The organism is Halobacillus sp. GSS1, from assembly GCF_017307035.1.
Lineage (GTDB): Bacteria > Bacillota > Bacilli > Bacillales > Halobacillaceae > Halobacillus > Halobacillus litoralis.
Map to the genome: position 1 here is coordinate 178519 of NZ_JAFLHE010000004.1, position 20500 is coordinate 199018.

A 20500-nucleotide genomic window follows, 5' to 3' on the forward strand; every position below is an offset into this window, starting at 1 on the left:
AGATGCTTCTAGCGCATGGGGAACAGGCCACGTCATGAGGTGCTTAACCCTCGCTGAGCAGCTCTTTAAACATGGTGCGGAATCTTTTTTTATGTGCAAAAGACTCAATGGTGACCTCGTCGAGTACATCAAGGAACAAGGATATCCCGTTTATGAACTCCTTGGTGGGGATAATGTAATCTGGAAAAAAGATGCAGAACAGGTCATACACATATTGGAAAATAATAAACCGGTTCAGTGGCTGGTTATGGATCATTACTGTTTAGATGCAAAGTGGGAGGAAGCGGTGCGGCCTTATGTCGGGAAATTGATGGTGATTGATGATCTTGCAGATCGACCTCATGATTGTGACTTACTTCTTGATCAGAATTTATATAGGGACATGGAACATAGGTATAAAGGACTGATTCCGGAAGGGACGGATCTGCTTCTTGGTCCTAGTTATACTCTATTAAGAGAAGAGTTTATATCAAGGCGTCCGAGGAAAGACCAGTGGGACGGTGAAGTACGGCGCCTGCTGGTTTCTTTCGGTGGGAGTGACCCGACCAATGAAACCATGAAAACATTAAGGGCTGTCAGTCAGTTGAAGTATCAACCAAAAGTGGATGTCGTAATCGGCAGGTCCTATCCCTACCAAAAGGAAATCCTCTCATTCTGCAGAGAAAAGCAGTGGGTGGATCTTCATATACAAACAAAGGATATCGCTTTGTTGATGGAAAAAGCAGACCTGGTGATTGGTGCTGGAGGGAGTTCCGTTTGGGAGCGCTGCTATATGAAGCTACCATCACTCATTATTGAAACAGCTTCAAACCAATCAGACATTATCTCCTTTTTAAAACAAAAAGGAGCTATTGTTTATTTAGGAAAGAGTGATGAAGTGAATTCAAATCATATAGCCACACAGCTGCAAGAAATCATGGCTCATCCGGATTACTTGAAAGCCGTGAGGAAATCAGTAAAAGAGATTATGAAGAACCACCACCCATATGGGGTCTCCATGTACATGATGGGCGGCGGTTCATTTGAATGAGTATCATCTGCGTTCAGTAGAAAGTACCGATCTACCTATCATCTGGAAATGGCGGAATGCTGAACATATCAGGAAGCATATGTACAATGACAAAGTCATCCCATGGGAAGAACATACCGCCTGGTTCGAAAAGGAACAACAGAACACATCTTCCTCTTTTTATATTTTCATCTACCAAGAACGTCCTCTCGGTGTCGTCCGCTTTACGAACATCGATCTCGAAAATGGGACGTGTGACTGGGGCTTTTATATTGGGGATCAACGGGCCCCGAAAGGGGCAGGAACCGTCATGGGGATGTTGGCGTTGGATTTGATATTCAAAAATGACAGCATCAGGAAAGTGTGTGCCGAGGTGCTGGATTTTAATATTGCCTCCCTTCGTTATCATCAAAAACTTGGTTTCCTACAGGAAGGAAAGCTTGTCGAACAGCTGAAACGTGAGGACCAGCTGATTGATGTCATTCCAATGGGTTTGTTTAAAGATGTCTGGAATAAAAGAAGAAAAACACTAATGAGGGGGCAGGAGGGTGGAAATTAAAGTAGGTGAACGTTTCGTCGGACACAATCATTCTCCGTTCATCATTGCAGAAATGTCAGGGAACCATAATCATTCGTTGGAGCGAGCTCTCGATATCGTAGAAAAAGCGGCGGAAGCCGGAGCACATGCATTGAAAATCCAAACTTACACTGCTGATACGATGACCCTCGACCACAAGGGGGAAGATTTTCAGATCGCTGACTCTGGGAGCCTATGGAAAGGGAAAAGCCTCTATGAACTATATAAAGAAGCTTATACACCCTGGGAATGGCATGAAAAAATATTTGAACGCTGCAGGGAACTCGGGATGATCGGTTTCAGTACTCCTTTTGACGAGTCTTCCGTAGATTTTTTAGAGAGTCTGGACGTTCCTCTTTATAAAATTGCTTCTTTTGAAAATACAGATTTACCATTAATACAAAAAGTCGCAAAAACAGGGAAACCGGTGATCATCTCTACAGGAATGGCGACCGCTGGAGAGATTGCAGATATGGTTGATACTTTCCGGAAAGCAGGAGGAGAGGATCTCATTCTTTTGAAGTGCACGAGCAGTTATCCAGCGACCCCGGAAAATTCCAATATCACGACCATCCCTCATATGCGGAAACTGTTCGATTGCCAGGTTGGCTTGTCTGATCACACCATGGGAACAGGGGTAGCTGTTGCAAGCGTGGCCCTCGGGGCCACGGTTGTAGAGAAGCATTTCACATTAGCTCGAAAAGATGGAGGAGTGGATTCTCAATTCTCCTTGGAACCGCATGAAATGAATGCCCTAGTTCTGGAAACTAAGCGTGCATGGCAGGCGCTGGGACAGGTAAGCTATGGCGCGACAGATAGTGAGAAGGCTTCGGGAAAGTTTCGCAGGTCCTTGTACATTACCGAGGATTTAAAGGCTGGCGATATTCTTACGAAGGATAATCTCCGGTCCATTCGACCCGGGTTCGGTCTGCCGCCGAAGTATTATGAACGGCTTCTCGGAAAAAGAGTGAATGCTGATGTGAAGAGAGGGACACCGATGTCATGGGATCTTATTGGGTAAAAAAGGGGGTGGAACTATGAAAGTTATGGCTATTGTTCAAGCGCGTATGGGATCAACGAGACTTCCGGGGAAAGTTCTGAAGCAAGTCAATGGAAAAACCCTGTTGGAGTACCAGATAGAGAGAATGCTGCGTTCAAAGAAAATCAACCAGCTTGTGGTCAGTACATCGAAGAAGGAGCTGGATGATCCGATTATTGAATTGTGCCGGGACCTGAAGGTGGACACCTTCCGCGGCTCGGAGAAAGATGTGTTAGGGAGATTCTATGAAACTTGTGAGCATTATAAGGCAGATGTTGTGGTCAGGATGACCGCGGATTGTCCATTCATCGATCCGGATGTCATGGATAAGGTCATCTCTTACTTTTTAGACCACCACCCTTATTACATGTATGTTTCAAATACAAGAAGCCGTTCATATCCAAGGGGGATGGATACGGAAGTCTTCACTTATGAAGTACTTAAAGATGCTTATATGAATGCCAACTCCCCTCATGACCTTGAACATGTCACACCATTCATTGTGAAGCGGGTTGGGCCTTCAGCGGTCGCTCAGGTTTCCCATGACATCGACTTAAGTCACCACCGCTGGACGGTGGATACCCCTGAGGATTTTCAATTCGTCTCCAAAGTGCTTGACTGCCTTTATCCAACTAACCCAACATTTACCTTTCAGGACGTGTTGGGAGTTTTGGAGAGGAATCCCGAATGGGTGGAGATTAACCGACAAGTCAAGCAGAAAGAAGAATGATCAACCTTTTCTGGAGATCAGTGTGAAGGAAAACATACAGTTGCACGATCTTTTCTAAACACGAATGAAATATAAGTGCATCGTTATAGATGGCCTGCGGGAGGTGAACGTATGGAAATGGAGATACCTTCAGGGATGAATGCTTTAAGCAGTTCTTCTCCAACAGTAGAGGTTTCCATAGATAAATGTGTTGATTGGCAGGGCTTCTCTTATACAGATGAGGGCTGGCATTATTTATGTGAAACCATTAAAGAATATAAGAAGAAACCGAAAATCTCTTACCGGCATTCCACACTCTTTCAATACTATTCCCTCTATCAACCTACCTCAATGTTTGAATGTCTAATGTGCGAGGATGATTATGATCCATTGATCCTGGATGATCCTTGGATCCCATTGCCTTGGGGGATGGGCCATCGGCGTGTCCCGGGGGAAGGGAATCAACATTATGGCCCTAATACAAAAACCTTTATAAGAAAAGAATTCACACGATTGATTCATGTTTATAAAAAGTTGAAAGCAGAAGGTTATCAGCCTACCCAATATCATGATGGATTCATTAAAGGATATTTTTTAAAAAAAGGGATGGATTATCGTTTCTTGATTACTGGTGGTCAGCACCGCATAGCTTCACTAGCAGTCATGGGGGAGAATCTTATCTTGGCAAGAATTCCACCCCGGATGAAGAGAGTGATCGATTTGAATGACATCATGGAATGGGATCAAGTCAGGATGGGGAACTATTCAAAAGAAACGGCATCTCATGTGTTTCATATGTACTTCGAATCAACAGGAAGAGATAAAGCGTCTTTGTATGGGTTGACGAAAACAGAAGGGACGAAATATTTTATAGGAGGCAACCGATTCATGTATCAGGATATGTGGGTGAAGGGAAAGCTTATCAAAAAAGGGCAGCGGGAATGCTCAAACAGATATGAAAAAATAAAAGAAATATTGGATGGAATCGATCCGAGCTTTACGGTTCTTGACCTTGGAGCAAATAATGGCTATTTTTCTTTCCGTATAGCCGAAGATTTTAACGTGCCAGTGACGATGATAGAAGCAAAAAAAGAAGTACGTCAGATTTACGATATGAACGAAAATTCTTATGTGACGCTGGTGAACAGACGCGTAGACGTTGAGGAATTAGAAAAGCTTTGTAAGGAAAAGAAGTTTGATGTGATCCTGGCATTGAGTGTACTGCATCACTTCGATAACTATGAAGACATCATTGATGTACTATTTGCTCATTCGAACCACCTTTTTATTGAACCCTCAGCGCTGGAAGAGGCAAATGGAGGGTATGGCAGTAATACCGTTAAAGGGATGAACAGCCTTTTGCAGGCCCGGAAACCTGTCATATTGACGCATACGGATAACATCAGAGGTCTCGGGAAGCGTCCCCTTATGTACTTCAATAATCAAAAAGGATAAGGTTCCCCCTTTTCTGGATGCAATCCGGATAAAGGGGGTATTTTCATCATATTTTCATAAACATGTATTATTATTTTTGTGAAGGTTTGTGAAATGTGATGGATTGGAGGATATCGATGGTTATACAGCCTCTACTAATGATCCGCCTCGCAGCCATTGCAACCGGGGTCATGGTTCTTTGGATGATGCAAAGGGATCATAAGAAAGAAAAGAGCGAAGCTTTCCTGTCCTTATTGACTACGTGGGTGTTAGCTTTTATAGGAGCGAAGGTTGTGACCCGTTGGGATCTTTTGTTGGAGTATCCTATTTCTGTACTCTCTTATCCAAGTGGAACAAGCGAACTTTACATAGCAATGGTGGTAACGATCGTAGTTGAATGGCGCAAAAGGTATGAGCATAGTCGTTACTCAGAGTCTTCATTACTTGTATTTGCAACAAGTTTTTTAGGGTTTGCTTTGTTACAGCAGCTTCTATTGAATCAGGGTGATTTAGTGGATATGATTTTTGCTTTTATCTTTTTTATACTAGTTTTATTTATAGGAAGAGTGTCTTTGAGTATTGCGATAATATCTACAGTCGGCGCAATGCTCGCCGTGATTAGTCAGTCGCCGGGGTTAATGGGTTACAGAATCGACGGATGGTTCTATGTCATGATCAGTTTTATAGTATGGTCGTACATAGTACTAAGGAGGCGAATAGGAGAAAGGTTCACTTAGGAATGCAGAGGAGCTTATACGTCATCGTAGCATATTAGTGATTTTTCCTTGAAAAATAAGTACGCAGTAGAATTTGAGAGAGGTGTAAAGAGACCACTTGTAAAATGTTAAAACTGTATAATACAAAGAACTCTATTAAGGTGGGAGGTTTGAAAAATGGGGTCTGATGTAACGCTTTGGCTGGCACTCGGAGCAGGAATCATTTCTTTTCTATCGCCGTGTACCCTGCCTTTGTTCCCGGCCTATTTATCTTATATCACCGGGATGAGTGTGAAAGAGATGAAAGAGAATCGAAGTCTTGAGGTGAAGAAGAGGTTACTCAAGCATTCTATTCTCTTTCTTCTAGGTGTTTCTTCGATTTTTATCAGCTTAGGCATAGGTGCTTCTTATGTAGGGAGCGCTGTACAAAACATCTTAACGGGCAGCTCAGGGCTGCTCCTGCAGCGGCTGGCTGGCGTTTTCATTATTTTGATGGGACTGTTCGTCGCCGGTTGGTTGAAGATCGGCTGGTTTATGAAAACGAAAAGGGTGCAGACGAAGCCGAAAACGTCATTGAGCCTGGCGGGAACTTTTTTTGCAGGGATGGGTTTTGCAGCAGGGTGGACGCCTTGCATCGGCCCAATTTTTGCATCGATTCTCCTGTTGTCCGCAAGCAACCCGACCCAGGGGATCTTGTACACCGTCGTTTATGTGATCGGATTCGCCCTGCCGTTTCTTGTGTTTTCCTTTTTCATAGGATCCACCCGGGCCATCTTGAAATATAGTGAGCAGATCATGAAAGTCGGTGGAGTGGCGATGATCTTAGCCGGAGCGTTTCTCTATACTGGGTATATGACGAGAATCTCGACATTGCTTTTGAATTTGGTTCAGGATACATGGTTTGCCAAACTAGGCATGATATTTTTATAGAAAGGAAGAGGGCTGAATGAAGAAATGGGGGCTCATTGTCGTTGTAACCGCCTTATTTGGTTGGGCTGTTTATGATTTCGTATATGAAGGGGAAACCAAAGAACAGGTGGCCGAAGGAGAGAAGATGGTTGCCGAAGGGCCAGCCACTGAGGAAGCTGACATTGGTTTGGAAAAAGGACAGCAGGCCCCGGATTTCACACTGCAGACGCTCAGTGGCGAAGAGGTTTCTTTATCCGATTATCGTGGAGAAAAAGTCATGATTAACTTCTGGGCCACATGGTGCCCGCCATGCCGCGCTGAAATGCCGGATATGCAGGAGTTTTCGTCAAACGAAGCCATCCAGGTGCTGGCCGTCAATTTAACGGAAACCGAAGCGAGTGTACAAGGTGTCCAGGACTTTGTAGACGAATTCGGGTTAACGTTCCCGATTTTGCTTGATCAGGACGTTTCCGTCGCCAACCAATATGAGGTCAATCCCGTCCCAACATCCGTTTTTGTCGATGAAGAAGGGAAGATCAGTTCTGTTATGCTCGGGGCGATGAATTACGATATGATGGTACAAAGGATGGAAGGAATGTAAGGGTGATTACATGAAACCGGAAGTACTGATCGTTGAAGATGATCGGAAAATTTCAAATCTCATAAGCATTTACTTAGCGAATGAAGGGTACAGCGTCAAACAGGCTTATGACGGGGAAGAGGGCAGAGCGCTTTATCTTCAACACCGCCCCTGCCTGCTGATCCTTGATTTGATGCTGCCTAAATGGAGTGGAGAGGAATTATGCCGCTTTGTGAAGGCAGACAGCGAAGATCCTCCCGGTGTCATTATGTTATCTGCGAAAGGAACGACGGAAGACCGGATTACAGGGCTGCGTCTCGGTGCTGATGACTATATGACGAAACCGTTCAGTCCTGAAGAATTGATGGCGCACGTGGAAGCCGTCTTACGGAGGACAGGGCATGTGTGTCAAAAGCTTTCCCATGAAGGCCTTGAAGTGAAACCGCGTAAAGGGGAAGTATGGTTGAACGGTGAACGGCTGGAGTTGACGCACTATGAGTTCAATTTGCTTTATTTTATGATGGATCACAAAGATCAAGTGTTTACGAGAGAACAGCTGCTCGAGCAAATCCACCCGAACGGCGAAGCGGATATTATGGCCCGTACCATTGATGCGCACATCAAAAAGCTCCGACGGAAAATAGAAGCGGATGCATCTGTTCCGAAAAGGATTGTGACAGTGAGAGGGATGGGGTATAAATATGCGTTTCATTGAACGTCTCCTGCCGCCGAAACTTTGGGTGAAGATGACCATCGTAAACATTGCACTTCTCATTGGCGTCGTGATTGTTACAGGAATGACGCTCTATCAGACGGCCTGTTTTCTTGCTGCTGACATTACAGGTGTCGAGCGTGAAGCCCAGTTGACCTTCAATAATTCCCTCTTGTTTTACGCATGGGTAATCGGAGGCGTTGTTATTGTGATGGGGGCTTTTTTATATTCAACGGTAACAAGGAAAGTGCTTGTACCTGTCAAAGAGCTGACAAATGCCATGGAAACGATGAAATCAGGGACTTATCCTGGAGATTTGGACGTCCAAACCAACGATGAAATAGGAGAGCTTGTCGTTCACTTCAATCGTATGAACCGTCGTATGCAGGAACAGGAGCGTTCGCGGTACCAAATGCTTCGTGATTTATCGCATGAAATAAGGACACCGTTATCCAACTTGCAAGGTTATTTAGAGGCCCTTGAAAAAGGGGTGATTCCAGGGGATGAGACCATTTACCGCTCTCTCGCAGAAGAAACCGACCGAGTCTCTCAACTGCTCGCCCGGCTGGATGACATGGAATCCTGGACGACTATGAGCCCTTCGAAGCCACTGGAGGTCAATCAGGAGGATATGACCCAGGTCATCTCTCAAGTAATCCAAATGTTCACTTTGGAATTTGAGAAAAAAGGCATCGGATTGAATAGTGAGGTGGAAGCCGCGGAAGTGCCTTTAAATAGACAAGGTATCCAGCAGGTTCTGACGAATCTATTAAGAAATGCTTTGGAGTATCATGAGGGGACGGATGGGGTTAAGGTTCTAGGAAAAGTAAAAGGCGGAGAATACGTGATCAAGGTAAGAGGAGAAGGAAAGGAGATTCCTTTATCTGAAAAAGGTCAAGTTTTTGATCGCTTTTACCGCGTGGACCCTTCCCGGTCAGACGGGAGGTCTGGGCTTGGTCTTGCCATCAGTAAACAGATTGTGGAACGCCATGGCGGTCACATTCATTTGGAAACCGATGGTCGGAAGCACTGTTTTTGTATATCCTTCCCAATGGGAGCGTAAACGAATGGTTTACGCTTTTTTTTGTGGTTGGAGTGGAAGAGGTGTACCTGGTACCGGTGAAGAGGGATGCGGTGCCAGGCTTGCTGTTCATATATTCACAAACCCAAATATACTAAAAGCCCCAGCTCAACGCTGGGGCCCCGCCACCTATACCTATACAAACTTTCGTCTCTTTGAATTCTTTTATCTTTAATTAAGATGGCTCAAATTCAAGATACCATAAATAGTCATGGAAGTTAACCATTTTTTTGAAAAAAGAAAAGGGGTCATCAGTAATCTTATTCTTCTCCTATCGACAAATTTTTTTATGAAAGATAAACCCTGTATTGAAGCCATTTCCTTTAATATCCAATGGGTATCAACCTTTGTTCAACCCCCTGCAATATAGTATAGTTAAAAGGAGCTTGATTTTTCAGAAAAAATAGTATCTTAGGGAGAAAGGGGTACACCAAATGACTCAGCAGACATTTTTGTATCAACCGAAAATATCGGAAGTACTTAAAAATATGAGGAAGGTCATGATCGGGAAGGAAGAAGCCGCGATGTTGAGCCTTGTCGCCTTACTTGCGAAAGGGCACGTTCTTTTAGAGGATGTTCCAGGTGTCGGGAAAACGATGCTTGTGAAAACGCTGGCTAAATCTCTGGATTGTGACTTTAAACGTATCCAGTTCACGCCAGATTTGCTTCCTTCTGATGTGACGGGTGTATCAATATATAATCCGAAGAGTATGGAGTTCGAATTCAGGCCTGGGCCGATCCTTGGCAATATCGTTTTAGCGGATGAGATCAACCGGACATCCCCGAAGACGCAGTCCGCTCTTTTGGAAGGAATGGAAGAAACGAGTATTACGGTCGATGGGAATACCGTTCCCCTCAGTGACCCGTTTTTTGTCATGGCGACTCAAAACCCGATAGAGTATGAAGGAACTTATCCATTGCCGGAAGCGCAGCTTGACCGCTTCCTGATTAAGATGAAGATGGGTTATCCTTCTGCAAAGCAGGAAATGGAGATGCTCTCAAGAACTTCGAACGGCCACCCAATTGAAGAAATTTCCGCTGTGTTGACGAGGGAAGAGCTTGTTGAATTGCAAAAAGAAGTATTGGATGTCTATGTCGATCGTACGGTCAACCGTTACATTATCGACCTTGTGACAGGAACCCGGACTCATGACGGCGTTTACCTAGGGGTCAGCCCGCGTGGGTCGATCGCCTTGATGAAAGCGGCGAAGGCTTATGCGTTCATTCATGACCGCGATTATGTGGTACCTGATGATGTTCAATTCATGGCTCCTTTTGTCCTTTCTCACCGTATGATTCTTACATCAGAAGCGAGGTTTGAAGGACAGACAGCGGAGTCGATTATTGACAGCCTGCTATCCTCCACGTCCATTCCAGTGAAGAGGAACATCAGTGAATGAGGCGGAAACTTGGAATCATCGCTAGAAGCCTTGTCGTAGCGATCCTTTTTGTCATCCTCTTTTCCTACGCCATGTTTCAGGGCGGGTTTGTCAGCTGGTTCCTTTTTTATGCTTTTCTGCCATTCCTCCTTTACATGGCCGCCGTCCTCATTTATCCGGTTGATAATTGGAAGATCGAACGGAACCTGTCTAAACGAATGGCGATGGGGAGTGAAACCATCGATGTTGAAGTGAAGTTAAAAAGGAAAGTTCCTTTCCCCATCTATTACTGCATCATCGAAGAACACTTGCCGGAATCTTTGAATAAAGTGGACGAACACTTAGATAAATACAAGGATATGGGTAAAGTGGACCGCTTTTATGACCCCCGTAAAGTGAAAAAGGTTATTTTTCCTTGGTTCAGCAAGACCATTACGTATCGGTACCAACTGAATAAAGTCCCTCGTGGAGACCATAAGCTGAAGGCACTTAGAATAAAAACCGGTGACTTTTTCGGCTTTGTAAAAAAAGAACACGTTTATCATAAGGAAAGCAAACTGCTTGTCTTTCCTTATGTTCGTCCTGTGAAAATGAAAGACCGGGTCTACAGTTTTGAACAGGGAGCGAGTCCCTCTTTCAAGATAAATGAAAAGAACACGAACATGGTCACCGGTGTCCGCGAATACATGCCTGGGGACCGCTTTGCCTGGGTGGACTGGAAAACGACGGCGAAGAAGAATGAGATGATGACGAAAGAATTTGAACAGGAAAAAAGTGTCGACATGATGCTTATCCTGAATGGCGTCTATCATCCGGAGATGAGTGAATTGAGTTTTGAAGGAGCGGTGGAATTCACGGCTTCCTTGATGAAGGAGTTCCATAAAAACTCCTCTCCACTCTCATTCATGTCCCTGGGTGACGGACGTCAATACTTTCCTTTCCATCAAGACCACGCTCACCAGCAGCAGATGCAGGGGCATTTGGCTAGAATCCGACCTGTCGGGCGCATTCCTTTTGCGCAACAGCTGGAGCGTGAAAAGTCATTGATCCCAAGTGGTGTGATGCTCATGATCGTGAGTCATCACTTGGATAAGGAAATCCAGGTTGCCATTAGCAAACTGGCAAAAAGAAGCAAGCGTGTCGTCTTTTTCTATGTGCGTCCTCATGGACAAATGTCGTTCCAGGACCATCAAGCTGTGAAGCAGATGAAAAGTCAGGGCGTCGTTGTCAACCTATTGAATGAGGAACAGCTGACGAAACAACAATTCGAGGTGAACACATGATGGAAGAGCGACAATCGTTCATCTATAAACTAATTCTCTATATTACTGGCTTTTTATTGTTCTGTGAATGGATGAGGCCGATGGAGCAGATCTCGGAAACCAATGATGTGCGAGTATTCTTCATCTACGCGACGTTCTGCTTTTTTGTTTCCTTTTTACAAGTGCCGTGGTATCTATCCATCCCTTTGAAAGGGCTTGGACTTGCGTTCATCATTGATGGACTTTATATTGCGGAACGCATTTTTTCACGGGACTGGTTTACTGTCTTATATGAACAGGTGCTTTTCAACATCCAGATGATTCAATCACAGGAATGGTGGCAGATGACGCCGCTCTTCCGAAGTCTGCTGTTTTTGATCCTTCTCTGGTTGATGAGCTATTTGCTTTATTATTGGTTCGTCGTAGCCCGCCGGATGTTCTTTTTTGTCTTATTGACACTCATCTATGTCACAGTCGTCGATACCTTTACGGCCTTCGATGGCAAATGGTCGATTGTAAGAACATTCATCCTGGGAATGGTTGCGCTCGGATTATCCAGCTTTGCCAAAGTGATGGACCAAGAGTCGATCTCCTTTAAAGGACTGCAAAAAGCTAAAATGTGGGCCATTCCGCTTCTTGCGATCATTTTGTTTTCCTCTGCGGCTGCATACGCCTCACCAAAACTTGATCCGCAGTGGCCGGACCCTGTCCCTTATATAGAAAGTGCAGCAGGCGGAGCTGGCCCGGGAGGAAGTGGCGGCGGAACCGTCCAAAAAGTCGGGTATGGAGAAGACGACAGCCGTCTTGGTGGTTCTTTCATTCAAGATGACACCCCTGTGTTCCGTGCGACCGCTGATGGAGAGCGTTATTGGCGCATCGAGTCCAAGGATACGTACACAGGAAAAGGGTGGGAAGATACGCTGGAAGAGCCAGTGACCAATATGGATCCGCAAAACATCAGCTACGAATTGTTTACGGACAATGTGGAAGTGGAAGAGCAGACGGTCATGATTGAAATGTCCCGGCAGGCTTCTTTTCAAAAGTTGGTCTATCCCTATGGCCTGTCTTCGCTCGTCAGGTTCCCGAATGACTATGAACTCCTTGTCCACGAGAACACGGGTGAGATGGATACCGTGAAAGGGGATTCACCAGCGAAGGTGAATGAGTTCATCGCCAATTATGAGTATCCTTCCTTTGCATACGATCAACTGCGGGAAGCGGGGGATGACGATCCTCAGGAAATCCGTGAACGTTACCTTCAGCTTCCGGATGGTCTGCCGAATCGAGTGAGGAACCTAGCCGGTCAAATCGTCGAGGCTGAAGATAATCGATATGATCGTGCGAAAGCGATCGAGTCTTACTTTTCTTCCAATGGCTTTGAGTACTCGACGACGGATGTTCCGGTGCCCGATGAAAATGAAGACTATGTTGCTCAGTTCTTGTTTGAGTCCCAGCTCGGATATTGTGATAACTTCTCCACATCCATGGTCGTCATGCTTCGTTCTGAAGGGATTCCAGCCCGCTGGGTAAAAGGATTCACCGGTGGAGAACGCATCGATACGCGTGAAACCGACCTTAGTGATGGAGTGCAAAATGTCTATCAGGTGACAAGTGGCAACGCGCACTCCTGGGTAGAAGTTTATTTCCCTGAGATCGGCTGGGTACCTTTTGAGCCGACTAAAGGATTCACGAACAACACGGACTTCTATACAGATGTGGAAACAGAAGAAGGAGAAGACCCAGCTGCTGCTCCGGATAGTGAAACACCGGAAGATCAAATGGGGAACCCGCAGCAAATGGAAGAGGAAGAAAGTTCGGATGCTGCCGGAGCCGCAGGATCATCCGGCCAAAGTTACACATGGTTGTGGGTGCTGTTAAGCGCAATCCTTGTGGCAGCGATTATTCTTTACTTTACAAGGTACCGTTGGATGACTGCACTGCTCATTCGTAAGTACCGGAAAAACAAAGATGAAGAAACGTACGAAAAAGCCTATCATTATTTATTAAAAGTGCTTGATCATAAAGGGTTCAAGCGCAAGCCTGAACAAACCCTGCGTGAGTTTGCGCTTTCGGTCGATCGGCATTATCAGTCGAATGACATGAGACGGTTAACGAATCATTATGAGCGTGTCATCTACCGAAATGAAGCTCAAAGTGCCCATTGGCCTAAAGTCACTGAATTATGGGAAAATTTAATCAAAAAGACATTGTCTTGATTCCTCTTCATGCGGTTGATAGAATGAATGAAAATTATCAGATGCATTCTTCCTTCGTATATCCTCGGGAATATGGCCCGAGAGTCTCTACCGGGGCACCGTAAACGCCCTGACTATGAAGGTGGGAATCACGTGACATGTATGTACATGGATGGATTTCTGCCTTCGTCGTCGTGGATTGAGGCGGGGGATCCATCCATTTTTTTATGAAAAAATAATAGTCTATAGATCAAGGAGTGGAACAGATGGAACAAGTACAAGGCATGATTCTCGTGCTGGACTTCGGGAGCCAGTATAACCAATTGATTACACGAAGAATCCGTGAATTCGGAGTGTATAGTGAGCTTCACTCTCACAAAATGAGCATCGAAGAGATTAAAGCGATGAACCCAAGTGGGATCATTCTCTCCGGTGGACCGAACAGCGTATATGGGGAAGAAAGCTTCCGTTGTGACGACCAGATTTTCGAACTTGGTATTCCAGTCCTTGGGATCTGCTATGGCATGCAATTGATGACCCATCATTTCGGTGGAAAAGTCGAACGTGCCAAAGAGCGTGAATATGGAAAAGCAGATATCAATGTGGCCAAAGAGCCGGTGATTTTTGCTAAAACACCGAGAGAACAAACCGTTTGGATGAGCCACAGCGATAAAGTCATCGAAGCTCCGGAAGGTTTCCAGGTCGATGCCACGAGCCCGTCCTGCCCAGTAGCCGCTATCAGTAACGATGAAGCCCGCATGTACGGGGTTCAGTTCCACCCGGAAGTCCGTCATTCCGAATATGGAAATGACATCCTACGCAGCTTTGTCTTTGACGTTTGTGAAGCGACGGATGATTGGACAATGGAACATGTGGTGGAAATGGAAGTGGAAAAAATCCGTGAAAAAGTCGGCGACCGTAAAGTGTTGTGCGCCTTGAGTGGTGGCGTGGATTCTTCTGTTGTCGCTGCTTTGATCCACCGTGCCATCGGCGATCAGCTGACATGTATTTTCGTTGATCACGGACTTCTTCGTAAAAATGAAGCCGATGACGTCATGCGTACCCTCGGAGATGGCTTTAACATGAATATCATCAAAATTGATGCCAAAGACCGTTTCATGAGCAAGCTTGCAGGTGTATCCGATCCTGAGAAGAAACGGAAGATCATCGGCAATGAGTTTATTTATGTTTTTGATGATGAAGCTGAAAAATTGAAGGAAATCGACTTCCTCGCACAAGGAACGCTTTATACTGATATTATCGAAAGTGGTACAGAGACAGCACAGACGATCAAGTCTCACCACAATGTCGGTGGTCTTCCTGAGGACATGCAGTTCGAATTGATTGAGCCTCTTAACACATTGTTCAAAGATGAAGTACGTGCGCTTGGAACAGAGCTGGGTGTGCCTGAGCACATCGTTTGGCGCCAGCCATTCCCAGGGCCCGGCCTTGCGATCCGCGTTCTTGGGGAAGTGACAGAAGAGAAGCTTGAAATCGTCCGCGAATCAGACCATGTCCTTCGCGATGAAATTAAAAAAGCAGGACTTGACCGTGACATCTGGCAATACTTCACCGTGCTTCCTGACATCCGTTCCGTTGGGGTCATGGGTGATGAGCGTACGTACGATTACACCATCGGAATTCGCGCGGTTACGTCCATTGATGGAATGACATCGGATTGGGCACGTATTCCATGGGATGTCCTTGAGAAGATCTCCACTCGAATCGTTAACGAAGTCGACCACATCAACCGCGTCGTTTATGATGTGACAAGTAAGCCACCTGCAACAATCGAGTGGGAATAATCGAACGTTAGGTTTAATTTTTATATTAATGTTCGGATTCAGGGTTGACGAACGATGTCGAAGCTTGTAAGATAGAGACAAATGAATAAAGCAACACCGTCGTATAATTTTGGGGATAAGGCCCATGAGTTTCTACCAGACCACCGTAAATCGGTCTGACTACGTTGGTGAATAGACGATGAGGGAGACCTTTATAGGTTGTACCTTTCGTCCGTTTCCTTCGTATAGATGTAGACACTCTTGGAGCTTCCGAGAGTGTCTTTTTTATTTTCTTGTGCTCCGTTTAGTGCCAGGCACCGAAAAAAGAAGGTGAAGGGTCAGGCACAAAAATAAAGAGAGTGCCTGATCCGTAGAGAATGAGGGAAAAGGGGAGGAAACGTTTATGAGTAAGTTTTTTAAGTTTGAAAAGTTTGGAACAACGTACCGCAGGGAGTTTATGGCAGGTTTAACGACCTTCCTTGCGATGGCATACATTTTGTTCGTGAACCCGTCCACACTTGCACTTGATGGAATTGAGCAGCTTCCGGAAGGTGTAACGAGGATTGACAAAGGAGCCGTATTCACAGCGACGGCGATCGCAGCGGCTGTCGGTACACTGATTATGGGATTGTTCGCCAAGTATCCGATCGCTCTTGCGCCGGGTATGGGCTTGAATGCATTTTTCGCTTACACCGTTGTTTTAGGTTTCGGGATTCCTTGGGAAACGGCGCTCGCAGGCGTTTTGGCATCTGGACTTATTTTTATTGTATTAACCGTGACAGGCCTGCGTACGATGATCATCGATGCGATTCCTGCGAACTTGAAGCTCGCGGTCGGTGCGGGAATCGGTTTGTTCATCGCATTCATTGGATTTCAGAACTCAGGGATTGTGCAGAACAGTGATGCGACATTAGTCCAGCTTGGCGATTTGACGGCAGGCCCGACTCTTCTTTCCATCTTCGGGATCATCGTAAGTGTCATGCTGATGGCTATGGGATTAAAAGGCGGTATTTTTTACGGCATGGTCCTGACGTCTATTGCAGGTATCGTAACTGGTTTGATTACTCCGCCGGCAGGGCTTGGAGATATTGTGAGCACAGCTCCGAGCGTTGCGCCAACCTTCGGTGCTGCCTTTACGCATTTTGGTGAAATTTTTACGATTGAAATGCTGGTCGTCATTCTAACGTTCCTATTCGTCGACTTTTTCGACACAGCTGGAACGCTTGTAGCGGTAGCCACGCAGGCAGGTTTTATGAAAGATAATAAATTGCCACGTGCCAACCGTGCGTTATTTGCGGATTCAGCAGCAACCGTCGTTGGTGCCGCTGTCGGTACTTCTACGACAACCTCTTACATTGAGTCCACAGCTGGTGTCGGCGCTGGTGGACGTACAGGATTCACATCTGTTGTTACAGCTGGATTCTTCATTTTGGCGCTCTTCTTCTCTCCGCTACTTTCTGTAGTGACGGCAGAAGTGACAGCGCCTGCCTTGATCATCGTTGGTGTACTTATGGCCTCAACGCTGAAAAATATCGATTGGGATCAGTTTGAAATCGCAGTCCCTGCCTTCTTCACGATTGCTGCAATGCCGATGACCTACAGCATTGCAACGGGTATTGCCATCGGGTTCATCTTCTATCCGATTACGATGCTGTTGAAGGGGCGCGGCAAAGAGATTCACCCGATTATGTACTTCCTGTTTGTGATCTTTGTGCTGTACTTTGTCTTCCTGGCGTAAAGATACTAATAGAATAGGGGAACTGACCGATAAATGGGCTGAAGTCGCTGATAAAGTGTCTAATAAAAGCTGTGAAGCTGCTAATATAGCCTGGCAGCAGCTAGATTCATCCAGTCAAAAAAGAAACCGGCGCGCCGTTCGTACGGCTGCCGGTTTTATTCATCATTCATCCTCCAAATGGCGGATGGTGATCGGGCGCTGTTTCGTTGAATCTGAAATGTAGCGGTGGAGCTGTATGACGAGCAGGCCATGCTTATACGTCGCTTCCACTTTGTCATGACGAACGGGGAAAGGAAGATCGATGCTTCTTTCAAAAGACCCGTCAGCGATTTCTGATTTGATCTGATGACCGCCGCGGTTGTTGATTTCAATTTTCCCACTTAAGGTCAATGTTGAATGGTCGACAAGGACATCAACATTTTTCGGGTGATTCATGCCCGGGATGTTGACGAAGCAAAGCAGTTCATTGTCGTATTGATACATGTTGATGGCTGGTACGGAGGGCTTCATCATGCCGTCGAAGTCTCCCCAGAAATCCTGCCCGAAGAAGCGATCGAGGTTGGTCTTCCAGTCTTTGAATTGATTCATGTCATCATCCTCCAAAAAATGTCATAGATTGCGTTACAAATCTGTTGTGCACGTCTCTTCTCATGGTTTATAGTGTATGCAAAGAACATTGTCTGGGTGAATGTCACGATTTGGGCACACCTCGGCCTAGGAGGCTCTCTAATATGCTTGAAAACCCATTATTGCTGATCGGGATCATTTTAGCTGTCAACATTGTTTATGTTTCGTTCTTTACCCTCCGGATGATTTTTACACTGAAAGGACAGCGTTACTTTGCTGCGTTCATCAGCATGTTCGAAATCGTGACGTACATTTTCGGGCTGGGGCTTGTCCTCGATCGCCTGGATCAAATTGAAAACGTCATTGCCTATGCCGTCGGGTATGGTCTTGGTGTCATCGTCGGGATGAAGATTGAAGAGAAGCTCGCTCTCGGGTATATTACAGTTAATGTGATATCTTCAGACCCAGACATCGAATTCACCCGCAGACTTCGTGAAAAAGGATATGGTGTGACAAGCTGGTATGCGTATGGGATGGAAGGCGACCGTTTGGCGATGCAGATCCTGACGCCCCGGAAGTATGAACTGTCTTTGTATGAAACGATTCGGGACATCGACCCGAAAGCCTTTATTGTGGCGTATGAACCGAAGCAGATTCATGGTGGATTCTGGGTGAAATCCGTCAAGAGAGGAAAGATTCGTGATGCCCAAAAAGAACAGCAAGAAGCGCTTTGAAGTTGGTGAAAATGAAACGATTGGTCAATGTCTCGATCGCATGAAGAAAGAAGGTTACACACCGGTCCGTCGTGCGGAAGAGCCCGTTTTTCGTGAAGAAACCCGTGGCGGGGAAAAAGTGATGGAACCTGTAGGGAAAACGATCGTATTTCATGCAGTAAAGGAATAAAACCGAACAATTTATTGTTAAGTTTTCATCAATGTTCGACATTTGCGTTGACATCTGTGAACAGAACTTGATATGATGAAAGCAGAATTGCATAGACGACCTCATATATGACGGGGATATGGCCCGTACGTCTCTACCTGGGAACCGTAAATTTCCGGACTATGAGGGGAGTTTAAGCTGTGAAGAAGCTTTCTCAGACCGGACACACGTGTGCCTGTTCGACTCCTCTCATCTTTTTTGAGGGGCGTCGAGCAGGCTTTTTTAATGCTACGAAAGAGAAGAGGGATTCGATGGCAAATGTAGGCGTGATTATGGGCAGCATTTCAGATTGGGAGACAATGAAAGAAGCGTGCAGCGTTTTAGATGAGCTTTCCATTGATTACGAAAAAGAAATCATCTCCGCACATCGTACACCTGAAGATATGTTCACGTACGCGGAAACGGCCCGGGAAAAAGGGTTGAAAGTGATTATTGCAGGAGCAGGGGGCGCGGCTCACCTACCTGGGATGGTCGCTTCCAAAACCACACTACCGGTCATCGGCGTACCGGTAGAATCGAAGGCTTTGCAAGGGCTGGATTCTCTTTTATCCATCGTGCAAATGCCGGGGGGCGTTCCAGTCGCTACCGTCGCAATCGGAAAGGCAGGCGCGAAAAATGCGGGTCTCCTGGCAGCGGAAATGATCGGGGCTTTCGAACAGGAAGTTGCTTCAAAACTATCAGACTATCGTCGGCAGATGGTAGATAAAGTCGACGGAATGAGGAGGGACCTTCGTGAAACCTGAAGTGATACGACCAGGAAGGACCATCGGGATTTTAGGAGGCGGCCAGCTCGGTCGCATGATGGCGGTCGCGGCAAGGCATATGGGCTATAAAATCGCTGTTCTTGATCCTGCAGAAGACTGCCCTTGTTCCTCGATCGCTGAAAAACATATTGTAGCTCCATATGATGACATAGAAGCAGCAGAGCGATTGAGTACCGTCAGTGACGTGATCACCTATGAATTCGAAAACGTCGATCTGAATGTGGCACGGCTTTTTGAAGAAAAAGGGAAGCTGCCTCAAGGAGCTTTTGCGCTTGAAGTAACCCAGAACAGGGCTAAAGAGAAGGAAATCGCGGTCGAAGCAGGACTGTCTGTTCCCGAGTATCGCATAGTGAATACTTTTGAAGAGGTGGAAGAAGCGGTTACCATCACCGGCTATCCGGCTGTCATCAAGACGGTGAGTGGAGGCTATGATGGCAAGGGGCAGCAGAGAATCGAAGATGAAACGCAACTTGAAGATGTCCGTTCTTTTATGAAAGAAGGCGGCACCTACATTGTAGAGCAGTGGCTTGAATTCGATCTGGAAATTTCTCAAGTGTTTACAAGAGGGATGGATGGACGTATTATCCCGTTCCCGATTGCGGAAAATATCCATAAGAACCACATTTTGCATGAATCAAGGGTTCCGGCAACCGTTTCTGGGAAAGTGGAAGAACGCGTCCGTGAAGCTGTCGAGGTTTTGGCGGAACGAATCGGAGTGGTCGGTACATTCGCTGTGGAAATGTTCGTGAAGGGTGATGACATTTTCATCAACGAAATGGCACCACGTCCTCACAACTCCGGCCATTATACGATTGAAGCGTGCAGCGTATCGCAATTCGAACAGCACGTCCGTGCGATCTGCGGCCTTCCGTTGTTACCGGTCCATTCGTTCGGGGCCGCGGTGATGGTGAATGTGCTCGGCAAACATCGAGGCATTTTGCTGGATCGTCTGGAATACTATCACGGCTTTCATATTCACGATTATGGAAAAGGGGAAGCTCGTCAGACTCGTAAAATGGGACACCTTACATTTATCGGCGAAACTTTAGAAGAAATCGACAAAATCATCACAGAAAATCAGATCCATTTATGGTAGGAGGAAG

General features: G+C 45.9%; 20 protein-coding genes and 3 riboswitches. Of the genes, 19 read left to right on the forward strand and 1 reads right to left on the reverse strand.

Going from position 1 to position 20500, the window contains the following annotated elements:
- Window positions 1–34 precede the first annotated feature (34 nt).
- The 15 genes from pseG (at window position 35) to J0K78_RS11185 (ending at window position 17124) form a co-directional block, all read left to right on the forward strand.
- The gene (gene pseG, locus J0K78_RS11115) at window positions 35–1030 is read left to right on the forward strand and encodes a UDP-2,4-diacetamido-2,4,6-trideoxy-beta-L-altropyranose hydrolase (protein ID WP_242517850.1); all 996 of its coding nucleotides are present in this window, start codon (window positions 35–37) and stop codon (window positions 1028–1030) included.
- A complete protein-coding gene (pseH, locus tag J0K78_RS11120; RefSeq protein ID WP_206946983.1) occupies window positions 1023–1568 on the forward strand; it encodes a UDP-4-amino-4,6-dideoxy-N-acetyl-beta-L-altrosamine N-acetyltransferase in 546 nt (181 codons plus the stop codon). Before pseG ends, pseH begins: the two co-directional genes overlap by 8 nt.
- Entirely contained in the window at window positions 1558–2607 is a 1050-nt protein-coding gene (gene pseI, locus J0K78_RS11125) for a pseudaminic acid synthase (RefSeq protein WP_206946985.1), read from the forward strand. Before pseH ends, pseI begins: the two co-directional genes overlap by 11 nt.
- Window positions 2608–2623: 16 nt before the next feature.
- The gene (locus J0K78_RS11130; protein ID WP_206946987.1) at window positions 2624–3355 is read left to right on the forward strand and encodes a cytidylyltransferase domain-containing protein; all 732 of its coding nucleotides are present in this window, start codon (window positions 2624–2626) and stop codon (window positions 3353–3355) included.
- A gap of 111 nt (window positions 3356–3466) precedes the next feature.
- A complete protein-coding gene (locus J0K78_RS11135; protein ID WP_206946989.1) occupies window positions 3467–4789 on the forward strand; it encodes a class I SAM-dependent methyltransferase in 1323 nt (440 codons plus the stop codon).
- A gap of 116 nt (window positions 4790–4905) precedes the next feature.
- Window positions 4906–5505 (forward strand): hypothetical protein, encoded by a 600-nt coding sequence (locus tag J0K78_RS11140; RefSeq protein ID WP_206946990.1) that lies wholly within the window; start codon window positions 4906–4908, stop codon window positions 5503–5505.
- Between the two features lie 156 nt (window positions 5506–5661).
- Window positions 5662–6414: a cytochrome c biogenesis CcdA family protein gene (locus tag J0K78_RS11145; RefSeq protein WP_206946992.1), complete on the forward strand. Its 753-nt coding sequence runs from the start codon at window positions 5662–5664 to the stop codon at window positions 6412–6414.
- 16 nt (window positions 6415–6430) lie between these two features.
- Window positions 6431–6994 carry a redoxin domain-containing protein gene (locus tag J0K78_RS11150; RefSeq protein WP_206946994.1) on the forward strand — a complete coding sequence of 188 codons (564 nt, stop codon included), beginning with the start codon at window positions 6431–6433 and terminating at the stop codon, window positions 6992–6994.
- Between the two features lie 10 nt (window positions 6995–7004).
- Entirely contained in the window at window positions 7005–7688 is a 684-nt protein-coding gene (locus J0K78_RS11155; protein WP_206946997.1) for a response regulator transcription factor, read from the forward strand.
- Window positions 7675–8748 carry a HAMP domain-containing sensor histidine kinase gene (locus J0K78_RS11160; protein WP_206946999.1) on the forward strand — a complete coding sequence of 358 codons (1074 nt, stop codon included), beginning with the start codon at window positions 7675–7677 and terminating at the stop codon, window positions 8746–8748. Before J0K78_RS11155 ends, J0K78_RS11160 begins: the two co-directional genes overlap by 14 nt.
- 452 nt (window positions 8749–9200) lie before the next feature.
- Window positions 9201–10166, forward strand: coding sequence for an AAA family ATPase (locus J0K78_RS11165; RefSeq protein ID WP_206947001.1), 966 nt, complete (start codon window positions 9201–9203; stop codon window positions 10164–10166).
- Window positions 10163–11428: a DUF58 domain-containing protein gene (locus tag J0K78_RS11170; protein ID WP_206947003.1), complete on the forward strand. Its 1266-nt coding sequence runs from the start codon at window positions 10163–10165 to the stop codon at window positions 11426–11428. The genes J0K78_RS11165 and J0K78_RS11170 overlap by 4 nt, the downstream gene beginning before the upstream one ends.
- Window positions 11428–13623 (forward strand): transglutaminase TgpA family protein, encoded by a 2196-nt coding sequence (locus J0K78_RS11175; RefSeq protein WP_206947005.1) that lies wholly within the window; start codon window positions 11428–11430, stop codon window positions 13621–13623. Before J0K78_RS11170 ends, J0K78_RS11175 begins: the two co-directional genes overlap by 1 nt.
- Before the next feature lie 34 nt (window positions 13624–13657).
- A riboswitch (purine riboswitch) is annotated at window positions 13658–13759 on the forward strand.
- Between the two features lie 109 nt (window positions 13760–13868).
- A complete protein-coding gene (gene guaA, locus J0K78_RS11180) occupies window positions 13869–15407 on the forward strand; it encodes a glutamine-hydrolyzing GMP synthase (protein WP_206947007.1) in 1539 nt (512 codons plus the stop codon).
- 79 nt (window positions 15408–15486) lie between these two features.
- Window positions 15487–15589: riboswitch (purine riboswitch) on the forward strand.
- A 200-nt stretch (window positions 15590–15789) separates the two neighbouring features.
- Window positions 15790–17124, forward strand: coding sequence for an NCS2 family permease (locus tag J0K78_RS11185; RefSeq protein ID WP_206947009.1), 1335 nt, complete (start codon window positions 15790–15792; stop codon window positions 17122–17124).
- A gap of 162 nt (window positions 17125–17286) precedes the next feature.
- Here J0K78_RS11185 and J0K78_RS11190 read toward each other — a convergent pair whose 3' ends face one another.
- The gene (locus J0K78_RS11190) at window positions 17287–17712 is read right to left on the reverse strand and encodes an Hsp20/alpha crystallin family protein (RefSeq protein ID WP_206947011.1); all 426 of its coding nucleotides are present in this window, start codon (window positions 17710–17712) and stop codon (window positions 17287–17289) included.
- Window positions 17713–17855: 143 nt separating this feature from the next.
- Here J0K78_RS11190 and J0K78_RS11195 point away from each other — a divergent pair, with 143 nt between their 5' ends.
- The 4 genes from J0K78_RS11195 (at window position 17856) to purK (ending at window position 20493) form a co-directional block, all read left to right on the forward strand.
- Window positions 17856–18425 (forward strand): DUF2179 domain-containing protein, encoded by a 570-nt coding sequence (locus tag J0K78_RS11195; RefSeq protein ID WP_146815706.1) that lies wholly within the window; start codon window positions 17856–17858, stop codon window positions 18423–18425.
- The gene (locus J0K78_RS11200; RefSeq protein WP_206947013.1) at window positions 18394–18594 is read left to right on the forward strand and encodes an NETI motif-containing protein; all 201 of its coding nucleotides are present in this window, start codon (window positions 18394–18396) and stop codon (window positions 18592–18594) included. The genes J0K78_RS11195 and J0K78_RS11200 overlap by 32 nt, the downstream gene beginning before the upstream one ends.
- An 81-nt stretch (window positions 18595–18675) precedes the next feature.
- A riboswitch (purine riboswitch) is annotated at window positions 18676–18776 on the forward strand.
- A 108-nt stretch (window positions 18777–18884) separates the two neighbouring features.
- The gene (purE, locus tag J0K78_RS11205) at window positions 18885–19376 is read left to right on the forward strand and encodes a 5-(carboxyamino)imidazole ribonucleotide mutase (RefSeq protein WP_206947015.1); all 492 of its coding nucleotides are present in this window, start codon (window positions 18885–18887) and stop codon (window positions 19374–19376) included.
- On the forward strand, window positions 19366–20493 hold the full coding sequence (gene purK / locus J0K78_RS11210; RefSeq protein WP_206947017.1) for a 5-(carboxyamino)imidazole ribonucleotide synthase: 1128 nt from the start codon (window positions 19366–19368) through the stop codon (window positions 20491–20493). Before purE ends, purK begins: the two co-directional genes overlap by 11 nt.
- Window positions 20494–20500: the final 7 nt, after the last annotated feature.